This window comes from Dyella sp. 01N448 (genome assembly GCF_056399225.1).
Genome location: NZ_JBFTQX010000003.1, coordinates 547,902 through 567,386, shown reverse-complemented (window position 1 = coordinate 567,386; position 19,485 = coordinate 547,902). Strand labels below are relative to the sequence as shown.

The 19,485-nt window shown below is 63.9% G+C and carries 14 protein-coding genes; 7 read left to right on the top strand and 7 right to left on the bottom strand.

The genetic code is table 11. The annotated features are described in order from the left end of the window. Positions 1-140 precede the first annotated feature (140 nt). Complete coding sequence (locus AC1DKY_RS06685) at positions 141-971, top strand: alpha/beta fold hydrolase (RefSeq protein WP_441604531.1); 831 nt, start codon at positions 141-143, stop codon at positions 969-971. Between the two features lie 150 nt (positions 972-1,121). Further along, positions 1,122-3,296, top strand: coding sequence for a PAS domain S-box protein (locus AC1DKY_RS06680; protein ID WP_441604530.1), 2,175 nt, complete (start codon positions 1,122-1,124; stop codon positions 3,294-3,296). A 6-nt stretch (positions 3,297-3,302) separates the two neighbouring features. Here AC1DKY_RS06680 and poxB read toward each other — a convergent pair whose 3' ends face one another. The 3 genes from poxB to AC1DKY_RS06665 all read right to left on the bottom strand — a co-directional run bounded on the left by poxB (position 3,303) and on the right by AC1DKY_RS06665 (position 8,571). Further along, positions 3,303-5,018, bottom strand: coding sequence for a ubiquinone-dependent pyruvate dehydrogenase (gene poxB / locus AC1DKY_RS06675; RefSeq protein WP_441604645.1), 1,716 nt, complete (start codon positions 5,016-5,018; stop codon positions 3,303-3,305). A 156-nt stretch (positions 5,019-5,174) separates the two neighbouring features. Beyond that, a complete protein-coding gene (locus AC1DKY_RS06670) occupies positions 5,175-7,505 on the bottom strand; it encodes an alpha-amylase family glycosyl hydrolase (RefSeq protein ID WP_441604529.1) in 2,331 nt (776 codons plus the stop codon). 241 nt (positions 7,506-7,746) lie between these two features. Continuing rightward, entirely contained in the window at positions 7,747-8,571 is an 825-nt protein-coding gene (locus AC1DKY_RS06665) for a plasmid replication/partition related protein (RefSeq protein ID WP_441604528.1), read from the bottom strand. 194 nt (positions 8,572-8,765) lie between these two features. On the opposite strand from AC1DKY_RS06665, the gene AC1DKY_RS06660 reads away from it, so the two are divergent. Next, positions 8,766-9,701, top strand: coding sequence for a peptidylprolyl isomerase (locus AC1DKY_RS06660; RefSeq protein ID WP_441604527.1), 936 nt, complete (start codon positions 8,766-8,768; stop codon positions 9,699-9,701). Between the two features lie 49 nt (positions 9,702-9,750). Here the strand turns inward: AC1DKY_RS06660 and AC1DKY_RS06655 are convergent, their stop codons facing one another. Next, positions 9,751-10,527, bottom strand: coding sequence for a DUF4349 domain-containing protein (locus AC1DKY_RS06655; RefSeq protein ID WP_441611090.1), 777 nt, complete (start codon positions 10,525-10,527; stop codon positions 9,751-9,753). Positions 10,528-10,687: 160 nt separating this feature from the next. Between AC1DKY_RS06655 and AC1DKY_RS06650 the strand changes: the two genes are divergently transcribed. The 3 genes from AC1DKY_RS06650 (at position 10,688) to AC1DKY_RS06640 (ending at position 15,027) form a co-directional block, all read left to right on the top strand. Further along, positions 10,688-12,850, top strand: a complete 2,163-nt coding sequence (locus AC1DKY_RS06650; RefSeq protein ID WP_441604525.1) for an AsmA family protein — start codon at positions 10,688-10,690, stop codon at positions 12,848-12,850. Positions 12,851-12,900: 50 nt separating this feature from the next. After that, a complete protein-coding gene (locus tag AC1DKY_RS06645; RefSeq protein ID WP_441604524.1) occupies positions 12,901-13,830 on the top strand; it encodes a DMT family transporter in 930 nt (309 codons plus the stop codon). 84 nt (positions 13,831-13,914) lie between these two features. Continuing rightward, positions 13,915-15,027: a calcium:cation antiporter gene (locus AC1DKY_RS06640; protein WP_441604523.1), complete on the top strand. Its 1,113-nt coding sequence runs from the start codon at positions 13,915-13,917 to the stop codon at positions 15,025-15,027. A 5-nt stretch (positions 15,028-15,032) separates the two neighbouring features. Here the strand turns inward: AC1DKY_RS06640 and AC1DKY_RS06635 are convergent, their stop codons facing one another. Further along, complete coding sequence (locus tag AC1DKY_RS06635; RefSeq protein WP_441604522.1) at positions 15,033-15,929, bottom strand: LysR family transcriptional regulator; 897 nt, start codon at positions 15,927-15,929, stop codon at positions 15,033-15,035. A gap of 170 nt (positions 15,930-16,099) precedes the next feature. On the opposite strand from AC1DKY_RS06635, the gene AC1DKY_RS06630 reads away from it, so the two are divergent. Further along, entirely contained in the window at positions 16,100-16,741 is a 642-nt protein-coding gene (locus AC1DKY_RS06630; protein ID WP_441604521.1) for an NAD(P)-dependent oxidoreductase, read from the top strand. 69 nt (positions 16,742-16,810) lie between these two features. On the opposite strand, the gene AC1DKY_RS06625 is transcribed toward AC1DKY_RS06630, so the two are convergent. Next, the gene (locus AC1DKY_RS06625) at positions 16,811-17,758 is read right to left on the bottom strand and encodes a copper resistance protein B (RefSeq protein WP_441604520.1); all 948 of its coding nucleotides are present in this window, start codon (positions 17,756-17,758) and stop codon (positions 16,811-16,813) included. Then, a complete protein-coding gene (locus AC1DKY_RS06620) occupies positions 17,755-19,482 on the bottom strand; it encodes a copper resistance system multicopper oxidase (protein WP_441604519.1) in 1,728 nt (575 codons plus the stop codon). The genes AC1DKY_RS06625 and AC1DKY_RS06620 overlap by 4 nt, the downstream gene beginning before the upstream one ends. Between the last annotated feature and the right edge of the window lie 3 nt (positions 19,483-19,485).

Sequence of the window (19,485 nt, the reverse complement as noted above, 5' to 3'; positions counted from 1 at the left end):
ACGAGTACGGGAAACGGTCACGTTTCCACGTCGTCGTGCGCGGCTGCATTCGCCATCACCGCTTATCGCTCCACTCCTCAACTGGCGTCGTCGACGCCAGGTCTTAAGTCACGCGCAACTCAACCAACAGGTGCAAGCACATGGGCAGCAGTACGATCACCACCAAAGACGGCGTCGAGATTTATTACAAGGATTGGGGCAAGGGCCAGCCCATCGTTTTCAGCCATGGCTGGCCGCTGTCGGCAGACGACTGGGATGCACAGATGTTGTTCTTCCTCAGTCATGGCTATCGCGTCATCGCGCATGACCGTCGCGGCCATGGTCGATCCACGCAGACCGAAGACGGCAACGACATGGACCACTACGCGGCCGACCTGGCCGCGCTCACCGAGAAACTCGATCTGCACGACGCCATCCACGTGGGTCACTCCACTGGCGGTGGCGAAGTCGTTCATTACGTGGCCAATCACGGCCTCAAGCGCACGGCCAAGATCGTGCTGATCAGCGCCGTGCCGCCGCTCATGCTCAAGACCAAGGACAACCCCGATGGCTTGCCGCTGGAAGTGTTCGACGGTTTTCGCGAGGCACTCGCGGCCAACCGCGCGCAGTTCTACGTGGATGTCGCCTCAGGGCCGTTCTACGGTTTCAACCGTCCGGGCGCCAAGCCCGTGCAGGGCACCATCGACAACTGGTGGCGCCAGGGCATGATGGGCGGCACCAAGGCCCACTACGACTGCATCAAGGCCTTCTCCGAAACCGATTTCACCGAAGACCTCAAGAAAATCGACAAGCCCGCCCTGGTCTTGCACGGCGACGACGATCAAGTCGTGCCGTACAAGGACGCGGCCCTGCTGTCGGCCAAGCTGCTCAAGAACGCCACGCTGAAGATTTATCCGGGCTACCCGCATGGCGCATTCACCATCCATCATGACGTGATCAACAAGGACCTGCTCGAGTTCTTCAAGAGCTGATGCACCCCGCAGCCCCTGCGCCCGGCGCGGGGGCTGCTTTCATCGCAGCTGAAGCACCGCCCGCGGCACGCCCTGTGACCGCAACCACAGCGTGCTCACAAATACCGGCGGATAGTCTGGCGCACACGAATGCCCGGGGGTTTTATGGCCGTGTCGGCTCCGCTATCCACCGACGAAGGACGACGGCTCGAGCGCCTGCTTTCGCTGGGCGTACTCGACACGGAAGCGGAGCCCCTGTTCGATGCCCTGACCAAGGCCGCCTCCCTGCTCACCGGCGCCCCTATCGCGCTGATGACCCTGGTGGACGATCAGCGGCAGTGGTTCAAGTCCAACGTGGGCCTGGAGGGCACCCGCGAAACCTCGCGTGCCGTGGCCTTCTGTTCGTACACCATACTTGGCGATCAGCCATTCGTCGTGCCCGATGCGACCGAAGATCCGCGCTTCGCCGACAATCCCCTGGTCACTGGCGACCCGCATATCCGTTTCTATGCCGGCGCGCCGATCACGCTCAATGATGGCCTGCGCATGGGTGCGCTGTGCGTGATCGATCGCCAGCCGCGACGTTTGTCCAGCGAGCACGCGGCCATCCTGCAGGAGCTGGCGATCGCCGCTGCCGAGGCCCTGGAACAACGCAAGGCCGCGCTCGAACACAGCGAGTCCCTGCACCGCGAGGCCTTGCTGCATCGCCTGTTGATGGAAGACCGCACGCGCCTGGCAGCCATCCTCGATGCCTCGCAGGCGGGCACCTGGGAATGGAACGTGCAGACCGGCGAGATGCGCTTCAACGAACAGTGGGCCAGCATTCTCGGTTATGCGCTGGAAGATCTGGACCTGCTCTCCTCCAGCGTATGGCGCGATGTGCGGGCGGACGAAGGCGGCATCATCCAGGGCGCGCAACGCCGCCTCACCCATCCCGACGACTTGCCGCAAATGGACCAGTGCCTGCAGGAACATCTGCGGGGCGAGCGCTCGCTGTTCGAGAGCGAAGCACGTCTGCGCCATAAGGATGGCCACTGGTTGTGGGGCCTGCTGCGCGGCCGTGTGATCAGCCGCACCGACGAGGGCAAAGCGCTATGGATCTACGGGACGCTGGTCGATGTTTCCGAGCGCAAGCGCATGGAGCGTCGCCTGCATGAAAGCGAGGCCTTCCTCGATCGATCGGGACGCGTCGCCGGCGTGGGCGGCTGGCAGCTGGATCTGGCGACCCATCAACTCACCTGGTCGGATCAGACCTGCGCCATCCATGATCTGCCGGCAGGCCATATCCCCACGCTTGGCGAAGCGATCCACTACTACGCTCCCGAAGCGCGCGAGCAAATTCAGCAGGCCGTGGCCAGGGGCGCCGAAGACGGCAAGGGCTGGGATCTCGAACTGCCGATGATCACCGCGAAGGGACGCCACATCTGGGTTCGCGCCGCCGGCGCGGTCGAGTTCGAGCATGGCAGGCCGTGCCTGCTCATTGGCGCGATCCAGGACATCACGGCGCGCAAGCAGGCGGTGGAATCGGTTCAGCGCAGCGAACGCCGCTTCCGCAAACTGTTCGAGGAAAGCCTGGGCCTGATCTGCACGCATGACCTCCACGGCACCATTCTTTCGGTGAATCCGGCGGCGGCGCAGTCGCTGGGCTATTCGATCGGCGAACTGTTGGGACGTCCGTTCAAGGAGCTGATCGATCCTTCGCTGCACGGCAGTTTCGATGCGTACCTGCGCCGCGTCACCGGCGAAGGCGTTGCGCACGGCCTGTTGCAGATCAAGGCCAAGGACGGTCGCAACCTGGTCTGGCAGTTCCACAATTCGCTGGATACCGAGGACGAGGAACCCTATGTGCTCGGCCACGCGCTGGACGTGACCGAACGCATGCGCCATGAAAGCCAGCTGCGCGAATGGAGCGTGCGCGATTCACTCACTGGCTTGTTCAACCGACGCTACCTTGGCCAGGTTTCCGAGCAGCTTGGACACAACGATCGCTGGGGCTGCATCGTGATCGATCTGGAAGGGTTCAAGTCGGTCAACGATACGCATGGCCACCAGCGCGGCGACGAAGTGCTGGTGGCCATGGGCCACTTCCTCACCATGCACGTGCGTCCCGACGATATCGTGATCCGCTCCGGCGGCGATGAATTCCTGGTGTTGCTGCCGCACGCCGGCGAGCAGGAAACGCTGGCCATCGTGCGGCGACTGGAAGCGGCGCGCGCCAGCGCGCCCAACCGCTTCACCATGGGCTACGCCATACGCATCGGCGGCATGCCGCTGGATGCCGCGCTGGCCAGCGCAGACAGCCAGTTGTATCGCGTGCGGCGCGACCGCGGCTACCAGGGGCGCTGAGTCCGCTCAGCGGAACAGATTGGTCTTGGCCAGTTCAATCAATTCGTCGCCCCGTCCGTTGATGACCGTGCGCAGCGCCCACAAGCCAAAGCCCTTGGCCTGTTCCAGCTTGATGCTGGGCGGCATGGCTAGCTCCTGCGTATTGGTCACCACATCGAGCAAGGCGGGGCCGTCGTGCGCGAGGATATCCTTGATCGCGGCGGGCAGATCGCCGGGATCTTCCACGCGTATGCCATGCACGCCGACGGCACGAGCCATCGCGGCAAAGTCGGGATTGACCAGCGACGTGCCGGTTTCCAGATAACCGCCTGCCTTCATCTCCAGCGCCACGAAGCCCAGCGTGTGGTTGTTGAACACCACGATTTTCACCGGCAGCTTCTGCTGCACGAGAGTGAGAAAGTCGCCCATCAGCATGGAGAAGCCACCGTCGCCGGAAAGGCTGATCACCTGCCTGCCCGGATAGGCCGCCTGCGCGCCAATGGCCTGCGGCATCGCGTTGGCCATCGACCCGTGCACCAGCGAACCAATCAGGCGACGTCGCCCATTCATCTTCAAATAGCGCGCCGCCCAGATCGATGGCGTGCCTACGTCGAAGGTGAATACCGCATCGTCCGTCGCCGCCTCGCTCAGCAGCTTGGCGAGGTATTGGGGATGGATCGGCTTGCGGCCGGGCTTGCCCGTGGCCAGTTCGTCCAACCCCTCGCGCGCCTTGCGATAGTGCGACACGCTAGCGTTGAGATGGGCCTTGTCCTGCTTCGCCTTCAGTTGCGGCAGCAAGGCCTCGATGGTGGCCGCCACATCGCCCACCATGCCCAGGTCCAGGCGCGCGTGCTGACCAAGACTGTCCGGGCGAAGATCCACCTGTGCAATCTTCGCGTCGGTGGGATAGAACTGCCGATACGGGAATCCCGTGCCCAGCATCAGCAAGGTGTCGCAGTTCAACATGGCGTAATAGCCGGAACTGAATCCGATCAGGCCGGTCATGCCCACGTCGTACGGGTTGTCGTATTCCAGGTATTCCTTGCCGCCAAACGCGTGCACGATGGGTGCCTGCAGGGTCTCTGCCAGCTTTACCACGGCGTCATGCGCGCCTGCGCAGCCGCGACCGCACAGCAAGGTGATGTCCTTGCCGCTGTTGAGCAGTTGCGCCAGTGCATCGATATCTTGTTGCGCCGGACGCACCACGGGCGGACGCAGCGCGATGGATGAACCGGCCGACGGTTTGGCATCCAGTTCAAGCAAGGCCACGTCGCCGGGAATGACAACCACCGCCACGCCGCGCTTGCCGATGGCCGCGCGCATCGCGCTTTCCAGCACGGCGGGCAATTGCTCGGGCGTGGATACCAATTCGCAGTAGTGGCTGCACTCGCGAAACAGCGATTCCGGATGAGTCTCCTGGAAATAGCCGCGGCCGATTTCCGCGCTGGGAATCTGCGCCGCAATCGCCAGCACCGGCACGCGCGAGCGATGGCAGTCGAACAGGCCATTGATCAAATGCAGATTGCCGGGGCCGCAGCTACCTGCGCAAACCGCAAGATCTCCCGTCAGATGCGCCTCGGCGCCGGCGGCGAAAGCCGCGGCCTCCTCGTGGCGCATATGGATCCAGTCGATGTCGCCGCGCTGTCGCAAGGATTCCGTGATGCCGTTGAGACTGTCGCCCACCACGCCGTAGATGCGTCGCACGCCGGCGACGTGCAGGGTTTCGGTGATGACATCAGCCACTTTCGTACGCGCCATAACTCGACCTCTTCGATGGAAGGCCCGCGCCAGAGACGGCATGACGGGTCCAGCGAGTATCGCGTCGGCGGCGTGACAACCATGTCAGCCTCGCGCGCCTCCGCACGACCTGCGTGGGTCGTGCGGAGGCAAGCTTGCGAACTACTTGGAGATCAACAACAGCAAGGACTGCCCGCACTGCCCGTAGGTTGTTCCGGCGCCACCAATCAAGGCTTCGTTGCCGGGTGATACGAAGGTATTGGCGCCATCGTTCCAGTTGCAGGTGTCGGTGACGCGATACCACTGCGTGCCCGAGGGCGGCGCTGGCAGCGTGAAGGTGACGCTGCCCGACCAGCCGTTGTAGGCGATATACATGGAGTTGCTGTCGCCCAGCGCCGGACCATTGATGGTGTATGCAAGCGCGTAGTTGCTGGTGTTGTTCCAATAGTTGGTGTCTGCCGTCGCACCGCTGGACTGGTACCAGACCACCTGGCTGGCGGAATACCAGCTGGCCGGGCGCAGGGCCGGATGCGCCTTGCGGAACGCGATCAGGCGCTGTGCAAACGTGTAGAAATTGCTCTGATCCGTGGTCCAGCTGTTGGTGAGCCAGTTCGCGCTGGAGTCCAGGTTGTAGGCGTTGTTGTTGCACTGGAGCGTGCGCAGGTATTCATCGCCACCCTGCATCAGCGGCGTGCCCGCCGAGAGCATTTCGAACGCCATACCGGTGCGCGCGGCACGACGCTGGTCCAGCGCCGTACCGGTGCCGGCCGACATGCCCTGGTCCCAGCTGTAGTTCGTGCTGGTGCCACCGTCGGATGGGCCGTAAGGCCATGCCTGGCTGTTGCTCGCGCCGTTGCACGAATAGACGTCCTTCAGCGTCATGCCGTCATGCACGTCGATAAAGTTCACCGAGTTCCACGGCGAACGTCCATTGGCCTGGAACAGGTTGGACGAACCGGAGAAGTCGGTCGCATCCTGCGTGATATGGATGGTCATGCTGCCCAGTTCGTTCTGCGCCTGGCGCAGGCTGTCGCGGAACACGCCGTTCCACTCGGACCATCCTTGCGGAAAGCCGCCTAGCTGATACGAATTGCCACCGATCGCCCAAGGCTCGGCAAACAGGTCCAGGCCGCTGCCACCCGTGGCCGGGCGCACGCTGAATTCGCGCAGGATACGGTTGATCGCCACATTGGAATCGGCTGCATCGAAGTTGTATCCGCCGCTCGGGCAATTGGGCGCCGCCGAGGTGTACGCACCGTTGAGGCAACTATTGCCCAGCACGGAAGCAAGATCGAAGCGGAAGCCGTCCACGCCCATGGTGTTCGCCCAATAAGCCAGCGAATCCACGATCAGGTTCTGCGCCACCGTGTTGTACGTGTTGTAGTTGGCGCCAATGCCGGTGTTGTCGTAGAAATATTGGTTGCCGGAGGTCAGCTCGTAATAAGTGGCGTTATCCAGGCCACGCCACGATTCGATCGTTGCCGTGGTCGGGTCGTTGCTGGTCCACGTGCCGCCCTCGGCCGTATGGTTGTAGACCACGTCCATGTACACCTTGATGCCGGCATTGTGGAAGGCCTGCACCATCGCCTGAAATTCCGCCGTGGGGCCGCCGGGCGCCTTGTTATAGGCGTAGCGTCGGTCCGGCGAAAAATAGTTCTCGGTCATGTAGCCCCAGTAGTTCTGGTTGGCATCCGAGTTGGGCACCACATCGTTGGCGTCGTTCTGCGTTTCCTGCACGGGCAGGAATTCCACCGCGGTGACGCCGAGGCTGGCCAGATAACTCGCCTTCAGCCCCGCCCCGTAATAGGTGCCGCGATACTGCGCGGGAATCGACGTGTCCTGTTCGGTGAAGCCGCGCACGTGCACTTCGTAGATCACGTCGTCCTTCTGCGCACGCGTGGGCTTGGTGCCGGTGCCTTGCGTGCTCGGCGCCAATACAACGCCCTTGGGCGCGTAGATGCCGCTGTCCGTCGTGCGATAGCTGGCGCCAGAGGCGAACACGTTGCCGTTCTGGTTCGACGGGTTGAGCGGATCCTGGCTCACTTCCTGTGCATAGGGATCGAGCAGCAGCTTGTTGGGATTGAAACGATTGCCACTGGCGTCGACATCGGAAACGAAGCCCACCTGCGAGCCCTTGCCCCAACTGCTGCTATACGGCCAGTTCGGTCCCCAGGCGCGGTATCCGTAGTACACCGAACCGGTGATGCCCGCCGCCTGGATCGACGACACCGGCACCGTCACCGCCCATACGCCGCTGCCGACGGAGCTTAGTGTGTAAGTAGCCGATTCCTGCGCGCCATAGCCGCTCGCATACAGGTACAACACGATGCGCGTGGCGCTGGACGAGTAGACGCGAAAGGTGATGCTGGTCTTTTGCGCGTTGTAACTGGCGCCAAGACTCATGCTGTTGATAGCCGCGTGGGTCGTTGCAGCGGGCACGCCGGCGAGCGCCGCGCAGGCCAGCAGCGCGGCGAGGATTTTCGAGCACTTCATGGGTGAGCCTCCATCCTGCTTCGTTGACGATCAGGTCGAACAGCAGCAACGCCATGGGGCACTCCCTGCCACGGCTGGCGGCCTAGCGAACACCACTGTCGTTCGCAACTTCAGCGCGGTCGCGCGCACTCCCCTCGCGCAACCGCCTTTCGGGCGGCAGTGCGTCGCATCCTAGAAAGCATCGCAGTGCAGCAACCAGCGGCTGCATACGTATTCATTGCGAACGGGGTCCGCAAAAACGTCACTCGCTGGCGGAACGTTCCCATCGGGCGAGCTGTTCGCGCAGCGCTTCGTTGTCGGCCTTGAGCTCCGCCACTTCGGCCTTGAGCTCGGCAACGCGACGCTGCAGGGTCGGCAAATCCTCGCCCTCGCCTGCTTCCACCACCGGCTTGGGCTTGCGCTTGGCCTCGCGCACGCGCTTGGCCGCCTGCTTGAGTTCGTCGTCGCCGGCGCTGGCAGCGGCGCGCTGCTCGTCCTCCGGCAAGGTCGCCACGGCCGCGGCCGCATTGATCGACAACACGCCGGATTTCACCGCCGCCACCACTTCCGGTGCAGCCTGCTTCTGGATCTTTTCGATCATCACCACCTGGTTGTTGCTCAGCCTCGCCTCGCGCGCGATGGCCTGGCGGCTGGGCAGCGGCTCGGACTTGGCGGGCGATTCGGCCACGTCGGCCGCCGGGGACGGCGGCACCTCGTCGGCAGCCGGTGCGGTTTCCTGCTCCGCCGGCTTGGTGCGCGTGCGACGCTCCTGCAGGATCTCGCGCTTGCGCAGTGCCAGCACGCCGCGCTGGAAATCGGACACGCTGCGACGTCCAAGGTGCTGCTCGATCATCCACAGGTGCACGTCTTCCATCGACTGGAAGCGCGTGTTCTGCACCGTGTTGAACGGCAGGTCGTGCTTGCGGCAGATGCCGTAGCGGTTGTGGCCGTCGACCAGGACATCGCCCCATAGCACCAGCGAGTCGCGGCAACCCTCCGCGAGCAGGCTGCGTTCCAGCGCCTCGTATTCGTCCGGGGTGAGCGGGTCGATATAGGCCTTGAGTTCTTCGTTGACGACGATGTCCATGGGAGCGTGCTGCGGCGGGCAAAGGGGCGGCATTGTAGAGAACCTGCGCGCTGGTTTCGCGGCTTGCGCGGGGCGGCGGAACGTGCGCAGGCACTGGTAAGGCCGTCGCGCACAGGGTGCGCTCCCACAGGGATGGGCATGGAGGCGCCAGGACAGCTCTGCTACCTTGCTGGCTTTCCGACGAGGGGGATTCCATGCTGCTGCGCCAATGCCTTGCCCTTGCGCTCGCTGTCTCGCTGTCCGCCACCGTGGCGGCCGACGAAGCGAAGCCTGCCCATACGCCCTCGCCGAAGGAACTGCTGGCCAAGTCGCAGGCGCAGGAGTGGCGCACGCCCGACCCGCAGAACCTGCTGGTCATGCAACTGCCGCAGGGGCGCGTGCTGATCGAGCTGGCTCCCGATTTTGCGCCGCTGCATGTGGCCAATATCCGCACCATGGCGCACGAGCACTATTACGACGGCCTCGCCATCGTGCGGGTGCACGACAACTTCGTCACCCAGTGGGGCGACCCGGCCAGTGACGATGAGGGCGACAAGAGCAAGCTCAAATCCCTGGGCTCGGCCAAGGACCGGCTGCCGCCGGAATACACCCGCCCTTACGACGCCAAGCTCCCGTTTACCGCGTTGAAGGACGGCGATTTCTACGCAGCGGAAGTCGGCTTCTCCGAAGGGTTCCCGGTAGCGCGCGACAAGGCCAGCCAGCAAGAGTGGCTGACCCATTGCTACGGCATGGTGGGCGTGGGCCGCGACATCGATCCTGAAACCGGCAGCGGCAGCGAGCTTTATGCCGTGATCGGCCAGTCGCCGCGCGCACTCGATCGCAACATCGCCGTAGTCGGCCGCGTGCTGCAAGGCGTGGAATACCTCTCGGGCCTGCCGCGCGGTACCGGCCCGCTGGGCTTCTATGAAAAGGCCGAACAACGCGTGGCGATCCCCTCCGTGCGCCTCGCCGCCGATCTTCCCGCTGACCAGCGCCCCCACGTGGAAGTGCTGCGCACCGACAGCGCCACCTTCGCGGCTTTGGTGGATGCCAAGCGCAATCGCCTGGACGACTTCTATCGATTGCCGGTGCACAAGGTGGACCTGTGCAGCGTGAGCATTCCCGTGCGCGACGCCAAGCCGGCGCACTGATCAAGTCAGACGTTGCCGCTCCCTGGCGGCAACGTCCTGGTTTCAGCTACTACGGGGGCGCTTCGCGCAGGCGGGACTTGCGCGTTACGCGGCGCCAGATCCAGCGCCATCCCAACGCCAGCGGGAACGCCAGCAACAGGAACGGGATGCCATAGGCAAGCATCGACAAGGCGTCGCGAATGCCGTCGTATAGTTGGTCCATCCATTCGCCGAGCGACACACCAAGCCGGTGGCCGCGACTCTTATCGGCGAAATCCAGCTGTAGCAGATTGGTGTCGAGACGCCGCTGTTGTTGCGCGGCCGTGTTCTGAAGGCTTTCGCGCTGCACCTGGATCTGAGCGCGTTCATGGCCCAGCGCAATGAGGTCGCTGGTGGCCAGGTCCTTGCGTTGCGCCAGCTGTTCCATCTGCGCTGAATAAGCTTCCAGCTGCTGCAGCTTCTGCTCGTTGTCATTCACCGCGTCCGCCAGGTCTTCAGCGCGGGTTTGCCGCCACGCCACCGTCCCATCCTTGCTGGCCATGCCGGTCAGCGGCTCCACGCCGGACGGCACCACGCGCAGCGTCAACATCGCGCTGTTTTCGCCCTGCTCGATGCGCAACACATTGCATGCGCCAAACTGTGCCGACTCACACGCCTTTCGCACGGCGGCCATGCGCGCTGGAATCTCTGCTTCAGGCAAGGTGATGCGCAGGTGGTGCTCATACGCAAGCTTGGCCCCACCGCTGGCCGTTTCGCCTGGCACAGGTAACGGTGCCACTTCCTGCTTCTTCGAACATCCGGCTGCTACCACCACAAGCGCTGCCAACAGCACTGCTCGTTCCAACATGCGCATGCCTTTCCCCTGTTAGTCGACGTTTCTGATCCCGCGCGTCGGCAGCGTTCAGCGCCATGCTGCGTGAACATTGCCGCGGCCCTATACCCAAAGACGACGCGCTCTTCACCCCTCGCACCGGCAGGATGGCCGCAGACCCTCACGGGAGCAAGGCATGCGGCGGGGTTGGAAAATAGTGGCATGGATCATCGGCGTCTGCCTGGCGCTGATCGTGGTGTTGTTGATCGTGATCGCCACGTTCGACTGGAATCGTCTCAAGCCCACCATCAATGCGCGTGCCAGCGAAACCTTGGGGCGGCCGTTCGCCATCAATGGCGATCTGAGCGTGCGCTGGCGACGCGAAGAGCGCGCCAGCGGCATCGAAGGCTGGGTGCCGTGGCCGGAGTTCATCGCGCAGAACATCAGCATCGGCAATCCCGACTGGACCGAGCAACCGCATTTTGCACAGCTCGATGCCTTGCGCTTCCGCATTTCGCCGCTGCCGCTGATCGTGCATCGGGTGGAAATCCCGGTGCTCTATCTCACCCAGCCCGCCATCGACCTGGAGCGCAATGCGCAAGGGCAGGCGAACTGGGAGTTTGCGTTCACCAACAACACCACGCCCTCGGCATGGAAACTCGATCTGCATGCGATCGGTTTTGACCGCGGTCATATCATGCTGAACGATGCGATCAACAAGGCCGATCTGCAGATCACCATGGAGGCCTTGCAGCGCGCCATCCCCTATGGCGACATCGTCTCGCAGCAATCGGCCGATGCACGCGAGCAGGCCAGCAAGACCGTCGGCGCCAATGCGAAGACCACGCTTGAGAAGGATGCGGGCACACAGGAAAACCAACCGGGCCACACCAGCGCCACCTACCAGTTTGCGTTCCAGGCCCAGGGCAAATACCAGGGCGCCGCGGTCGACGGCAACGGCAAGACCGGCGGCGTGCTCGCGCTGCAGGAGACCGACCAGCCGTTCCCGCTGCAGGCCGACATGCATGTGGGAGATACGCATATCGCCATGGTGGGCACGCTCACCGACCCGCTGCACCTGGCCGCGCTCAATATCCGCCTGTGGTTCTCCGGCAGCAGCATGGCCAAGCTGTATCCGCTGATTGGCGTCACCCTGCCCGACACGCCGCCGTATGCGACCGAAGGCCATCTGCGCGCGACCCTGAAAAAGGGCGCCAGTCATTTCTCCTACGATCATTTCCGCGGGCGGGTGGGCGGCAGCGATCTGGCCGGCGATCTCGCCTTCGACACCGGCAGTGCACGTCCGACATTGACCGGCACGGTGAAGTCGCAGCTGCTGCGCTTCTCTGACCTTGCTCCTTTGATCGGCGCGGACTCCAACGCAGAGAAAGATCAACGCGGCGACGCCACACCGCAACCTAGCGACAAGGTGTTGCCCGTCGAGCCGTTCCGCACCGATCGTTGGCGCGCGATGGATGCGGATGTCACGTTCAGCGCGGCCAAGATCGTGCGCGATACGGCGCTGCCGATCGATGCGCTGCAGACCCACATCGTGATGACTAACGGCGTGCTGACGCTCAGTCCACTGAGCTTCGATTTCGCCAGCGGCAAGATCGACAGCAACCTGCGCCTCGACGGCAGCACCAGCCCGATGAAGGGCGACATCAAGCTCAAGGCGCGGCACCTCAAGCTCAAGGAACTGTTCCCCAAGTTCGCGCCGATGCAGACCAGCTTTGGCGAGATCAATGGCGACGCGGCGCTCAATGCGCGCGGCAACTCGGTGAGCGAACTGATGGGCACCTCCACCGGCGAGCTGAAGCTGCTGATGAACGACGGCGCCATCAGCAAGGCGTTGCTGGAAACGGCCGGCCTCAATGTGGCGAACATCGTGATCGTCAAGCTGTTCGGCGACAAGACGGTGAAGATCAATTGCGCGGCATCGGATCTGTCGGCCACCAACGGCTTGTACCAGACCCAGCTGTTCGTGTTCGACACGGAAGACGCCACCATCCGCGTGAATGGCACGGTCAACTTCGCCAACGAAAAGCTCGACCTCGACGTGCGGCCCGAATCGAAGGGCGTGCGCATCCTCTCCCTGCGCTCGCCCCTTTACGTGAAGGGCACGCTCAAGGATCCCGATGTCGGCGTGCAGCCGGGGCCGCTGATCCTGCGTGGCGGCGGCGCCGTGGCGCTGGCCGTGTTCGCCGCACCGGTCGCCGCGCTGCTGCCGCTGGTCGCCACCAGCAAGGGCGAGCAGGACAATACCTGCGCCACCGTGCTCGAGCAGATGCGCGGCGCATCCAAGGCGCGCACCGCACCGCTGCCGGACAAGGCCAAGGCCGCCGCCACGCACCAATGATCGCGCCGCAAGGCTAGAATGCCGGACTCCCTCTTCGTCGACATTCGTGCATGCAACCGGTCAACAAGGCCCGCTGGCAGATCCATTTCTGCGTGCTGCTCTGGGGCTTCACCGCCATCCTGGGCAAGCTGATCACCCTGCCGGCCATGCAACTGGTGTGGTGGCGCATGCTGCTGGTGTCGGGCGCACTGTTGCTGGTGCCACGGGTATGGCGTGGCTTGATGGCCATGCCGGCGAGACTGCGCTGGGCTTATGCCGGTATCGGCGTGCTGGTGTCTCTGCACTGGCTGACCTTCTACGCCGCCATCAAGCTTGCCAATGCCTCGGTCGGCGCCACCTGCATCGCGCTGGGGCCGGTCTTTCTTTCGCTGGTGGAACCCTGGATCGCCCGCCGCAAGTTCGACCCGCGTGAGCTGTTGATCGGCGTCGCCGTGGTCCCCGGCGTGGCGATGGTCGTGGGCGGCGTGCCGATGGGCATGCGCATGGGCATCGTCGTGGGCGCACTCTCCGCACTGCTGGTGGCGCTGTTCAGCGCCTTCAACAAACGCATGGTGGAACACGGCGACCCGCTCACCGTTACCTGCATCGAGCTGGGCACCGGCACGTTATTCCTTACGTTGCTGGCTCCGCTGCTACCGCACTCCGGGCCTGCGTTTGTATGGCCCAGCCTGCACGACGCCACCCTGCTCACCGTGCTCTCGTTCGGCTGCACGTTGCTGCCGTTCGCCCTGGCACTGGTGGCCTTGCGCCATATGAGCGCTTTCGGCACGCAGATGGTGACCAACCTGGAGCCGGTCTACGCCATCGTATTGGCGATCCTTCTGCTGGGTGAACAACGCCAACTGGATGGCTGGTTCTATGTCGGCGTCGCGGTGATCCTGGCTGCCGTATTCGTTCACCCGCTGTTGACGCGCAAACAGACGGCGACCACCCAGCCGGAACTGCTGGGCACGGCCGAAAGCCACAATGTGGTTGAATAGGCCGCCGTCGCTACGGTGACTTACGCCACCGGGTGAACGTGCACGACGCCCAGCGTCGATCACGGCTGCGGGGAGGTGCTTGCGATGACGCGGGTCAGATTCCCTAGAATCGTACGGCGCGAGTGGTTCCTGGCCATCAGTGCGGCCACCGCCCTCGCCTTCCTGCTCTTTGGTCCGCGACTGCTGGACGGGCTCGATCATCCGCTGTGGCTCGCCGTCATTTTTGGATGGCTGTTCACCGTGATCCTGGGTTCCGCCCTGGCCGTGGTGCGACACGCGGAACACCTGGGCGAACAGCTGGGCGAACCCTATGGCACCTTGGTGCTGACGCTGTCGATCACCACCATCGAAGTGATCAGCATCACCGCCATCATGCTGCACGGGGCGAACAACCCCACGCTCGCGCGCGACACCTTGTTCGCCGTCACCATGATCGTGCTCAACGGCATGGTCGGCCTGTCGCTGCTGGTCGGTGGCTGGCGGCATCGCGAGCAGCAGTACAACCTGCAGGGCGCGAACGCCTACCTGGCCGTCGTCATTCCATTGGGCATCCTGGCGCTGGTGATGCCCAACTACACCATCGACCCGCACAAGACGCTCACCTTGGCACAAGAGGTCTTCCTCGCGGTGATCTGCGCCGGGTTGTACATCGCGTTCATCGGCCTGCAGACCCGTCGCCACCGTGCCTATTTCGCGGCCGTGGAGGACGACGACGAAAGCCCTTCTGAGATGCAAGGAGGCGCGACACGCACCACCTTTCACGCGCTGCTCTTGCTGGCCTATATGGTTCCCGTGGTGTATCTGGCGGAAAAGCTCGCCCACCCGATCGATTACGTCGTGGAAACGCTGGGCAAACCGGCGGCGCTGGCCGGACTGGTAATGGCCGTGCTGGTCGCCACGCCGGAAGGCATCGGCGCCGTGCGTGCCGCGCGCGGCAACCATATGCAGCGCTCGGTAAACATCTTCCTGGGCTCGGTACTGTCGACCATCGGCCTCACCATTCCGGCCATCCTCGTCATCAGCCAGCTCACCGCGCATCCCATCGAGCTTGGCCTGCAGCACACCGACCTGGTGTTGTTCCTGCTCACGCTGACGGTGAGCCTGGTGACGTTTTCCAGCGGTCACACCAACGTGCTGCAAGGCGCCGTGCACCTGATCCTGTTCGTGGCCTATCTGTTCTACATGTTCCAGGTCTGAGCCCATCAGCCCGAAGCAGCGAGCGTCGCGCGCAGGTGGTCGATGAAGGCGCGCACCTTAGCCGGCGGCTGGCGTCCGGGATACACCGCGTAGATGCCACACACCGGCAAGCTGTATTGCGCCATCAGCACGACCAGCCGGCCCTGGCGGATATCTTCCGTGACCAGATAATCCGGCAGCACGCTGACGCCCGCACCATGGCATACCAGCGCATGTGCGGTCGTCACATTGTTCGCTTGCACGCGCTGGCGCATGCGCACGGTGCGTCGTGTGCCGTCGGGCGCGGTGAACGTCCATCGCAGCGGCGTGGCCAGCAGGGTGAGCGCGACCCAGTCGTGCGATGCGAGATCGGTGATCACACGCGGCTGCCCGCAGCGCGCGAGATACTCAGGCGCAGCGACCATCAACTGGCGAAACGTGCTCAGGCGGGTGGAACGCAGATTGGAATCGCGCAACCAGCCCATGCGGATGGCCAGGTCGAAACGCTCGGCGATCAGGTCGCTCATGTGATCGTTGAGCACCAGATCCGCCTGCAACGACGGATGCTCGCGCAGGAATTGCGCCAGCGCCGGCGCGACCACGGCCGTGCCGTAATCGCCGGTGGCAGTGAGCCTCAGCGTGCCGCTGGGTTGCTCCTGACTGCGCCCGACCTGGGCGATCGCGGCCTGGGCCTCGGCAAGAATGCTCAAACAGGCGGCGTGAAACGTGCTGCCGGCCTCGGTCAAGGTCATGCGCCGCGTGCTGCGCGACAACAGCGTTACGCCCAGCTCGCTCTCCAGACGCGCAATGTGCTGGCTCACCATGGCCTTGGTCATGCCGAGCACGTCGGCTGCCGCGGTGAATGAGCCCGCGCGCACCAGCGCGGTGAACACGGACAAGCGATTGAGATTGACCTCGGCCATGCCATCCTCCGTACTGTCAACTTAAACTTTACAGTGAATTCTCCTTTGATGCGTTTATCTGGATCTGTCGCGGGCGCATGCTGGGCCTTGTTGGTGGCGCTGGCAGTTTTTTCACGGCAGCCCCGTCATCGTCCCCCGCACTCCCCTATCCCCGCTGGAGAGCACTACCCATGAAGATCGCCTTGTTCGGCGCTACCGGCCATGTCGGCCACGCCATCCTCGACGAAGCGCTTGCACGCGGTGCCGATGTCACCGCCATCGTGCGTGATCCGTCGCGCCTGACTGCCAGGGACGACCGCGTCGACGTCGTCACCGGTGATATCGCCGATCCGGAAAGCTGGCTGGACGCGGTACGTGGTTCCGACGTTCTCGTCGTGAGCATCTCGGCCCGTCGCGATGGCTCCAACGACGCGGTGCCTGCCATCGCCGCGACAGTGCTCGACTACCTGCCCAAGGCGGGCGTGAAGCGCCTGGTATGGGTGGGCGGCGCTGCGTCGCTGGAAACCTCGCCTGGCGTGCGCGTGATCGATGACCCGCACTTTCCCGCGGCATGGAAGGACGAAGCCCAAGGCCAGATCAAGGCGCTGGAAGTCTTTCGTCACGACAAGAATGCGGTGGAATGGACGTATATCAGTCCCTCTGCGCTGCTTGAAGACGGCCCGCGCACCGGCAAGTATCGCGTCGGCAGCGACCAGTTGCTGGTGGACGCCAACGGCAAGAGCCATATCAGCGTGCCGGACTATGCGGTGGCGTTGTTGGACCGCGTCGAGAAGAACGATGCGCGCCGGCAGCGGATCACGGTGGGCTACTGAAGCTGCGGGCCTGCGATCATTACGGGAGGCGCGGGATGCCGACGAATGCCGGCATCCCGCTGCTCACCTTCAAAACCACAAGCGCACACCTGCCACCCACGTTGTCTCGCGCGCTTGCACGGGTGGCAAGCCGGGCTCGCTTTGAATATCGCCGAACCGTCGCGCCCAATCCACGCCGATATACGGCGCAAACTTGCGACTGACTTCATAGCGCAGACGCAGACCCGCCTCGACTTCGGAAAGGCCGGATGAGATGCCGCGCTGCGGATCGTCCTTGCCGTAGAGATTGACCTCCAGCTTTGGCGTCAGGATCAGCTTCTGCGTGAAGCGCAGGTCGTAGCTGGTCTCCACGCGCAGCGCGGTACGCCCCTGTTCGCCCACGTAGAACGTGGCCTGCGTTTCGAACCAATACGGCGCCAGGCCTTCCACGCCCATCGCCAGCCATGTGCGATTCGGACCCTGGCCGAAATCCTGGCGCACGCCCAGCTGCCCGTCCCAGAAGCTGGTCCAAGCATGACTCCAGAGCGCTTCGATGCGAGCATCCTGCGTGCCGTCGCTGCCACGCTCGCCTTCGGTCTTCAGCCACAGGCGGTTGATGGGGTTGCCATACCAGCCTTCGGCTTCCCAGTTGGTCGCGTAGTCACCGGAGGTGCTGCGACTGCGCTCGAGCCGGTCGACCAGCAGCATGCCGATCGATTCGTTGTCGTCCATCTGCATCATCGCGTTCATCTGCGAGGGCGACATGTCATGCAGCACGTATTGCGGTGGCGGCGGCGCCATGTGGCCGTTGGCCGGCAACACCTTGGCCTCATCCATATTCGCCATGTCATGGCTGCCGTGCTGCCTGTCGTCATGCTGCGACGGTGTTTGCTGGTTCGCGTGTGATGGCGCCGCGCCGCCTTGAGGCATCGGCATGGCCATGCCCGGCATGTCCTGCATGTCCATGCTCTGCGCCAGCAGGCTCATCGGCAGTGCGCCAAGGCACGCCATGATCCATCGCCTGGATGCGCGGCTCATGCCACCACCACTTCGCGGAACATGCCCGCTTCCATGTGGTACAGCAGATGGCAGTGATAGGCCCAGCGGCCCAGGGCATCCGCATTCACGCGATAGGCGATGCGCTGCGCCGGCTGCACCATCACCGTGTGCTTGCGCACCTGGAAATTGCCGTCCGGCGATTCGATTTCGCTCCACATGCCATGCAGGTGGATGGGGTGCGTCATCATCGTGTCGTTCACCAGCACGATGCGCACCTGCTCGCCGTAGTGCAACCGCAACGGCTCGGCACCGGAATAGCGCTTGCCGTCGAACGACCACAGGTAACGCTCCATATTGCCGGTCAGACGCAGCGTCATCTCGCGATCGACCCGCGGAGCAATGGGCGCATCGACGGCGTGCAGATCAGCGTACGTGAGCACTCGGCGCCCGTTGTCGCGCAGGCCCACGCCCGGGTCGTCGAGATTGCTGCGTGGTGTGGTCACGCGCGCATCCACCTCGGGTCCCGTCTTCAACGGCGCGGCTCCCTCGTGACCATGCGACATCGCCATCCCCGGCATGCCGCCCATGTCCATGCCGGGCATGTCGTGTCCCATCGCGCCGTGATCCATCGTGCCCATCATGTCGCCCATGGCGAGCAAGGGACGGGCGTCGAGCGAAGGCACTTCAGTCGTCATCCCTGCACGCGGTGCCAGCGTGGCGCGTGCATAGCCGGTACGGTCCATGCTCTGCGCAAAAATCGTCCACGCACGATCGGCCGACGGCTGCACGATCACGTCATAGGTCTCGGCAGTGCCGACGCGAAATTCGTCCACGCTCACCGGCTCGATGGCCTGACCGTCCGCAGCGACCACGGTCATGCTCAAGCCGGGTATGCGCACGTCGAAAAACGTCATCGACGAACCGTTGATGAAACGCAACCGCACTTTCTCGCCTGCATCGAACAGACCGGTCCAGTTGCCTGCCGGCGTGCAACCGTTCGTCAGATACGTATAGGCGACGGAAGAAACGTCAGCCAGATCGCTGGGATCCATCCTCATCTGGTTCCACATGCGGCGTTCGTCCAGGGCCTTGGCGATGCCTGCGCCATTGGCGTCGTGGATGAAGTCGCCCAGAGTGCGCTTGCCGATGTTGTAGTAGTCGCTTTGCTTCTTGAGGTTCGCGTAAATCGTTTCCGGATCGAGATCGGTCCAGTCGTTGAGCATCACCACGTAGTCGCGGTCTGCACGATGGCGCTCGCCCTCGCGTGGCTCGACCACGATCGGACCGTACAGACCCGTCTGCTCCTGAAAGCGCGAATGGCTGTGGTACCAGTACGTACCCGACTGGTTCACCGTGAACCGATAGGTGTACTCGCCCCCGGCGGGAATCCCGTCGAAACTCAGCCCCGGCACGCCGTCCATATCCGCCGGCAACACGATGCCATGCCAGTGGATGGAACTGCTGACCTTCAGGCGATTGCGCACGCGCAGCGTCACCGTCTCGCCCTGCCGCCAGCGCAACAGTGGCGCCGGCAGCTGACCGTTCACCACCGTGGCAATGCGCTTGCGGCCGGTGAAGTCCACCGGCAGCTCATCGATATCCAGTTCGAAATGGTTGCCACGCAACTCCGCCCGCGGCGCTGCCACCTGCGCCATCGCATTGCCGCGCCAAAGGCCCAGCCCGGCAGCGACGCCGCCCAGCGCCAGACCTTGTACAAACCGCCGGCGCGGCAGTTGAAAACCGCGCGGTTCCTGCTTGTTCATTGC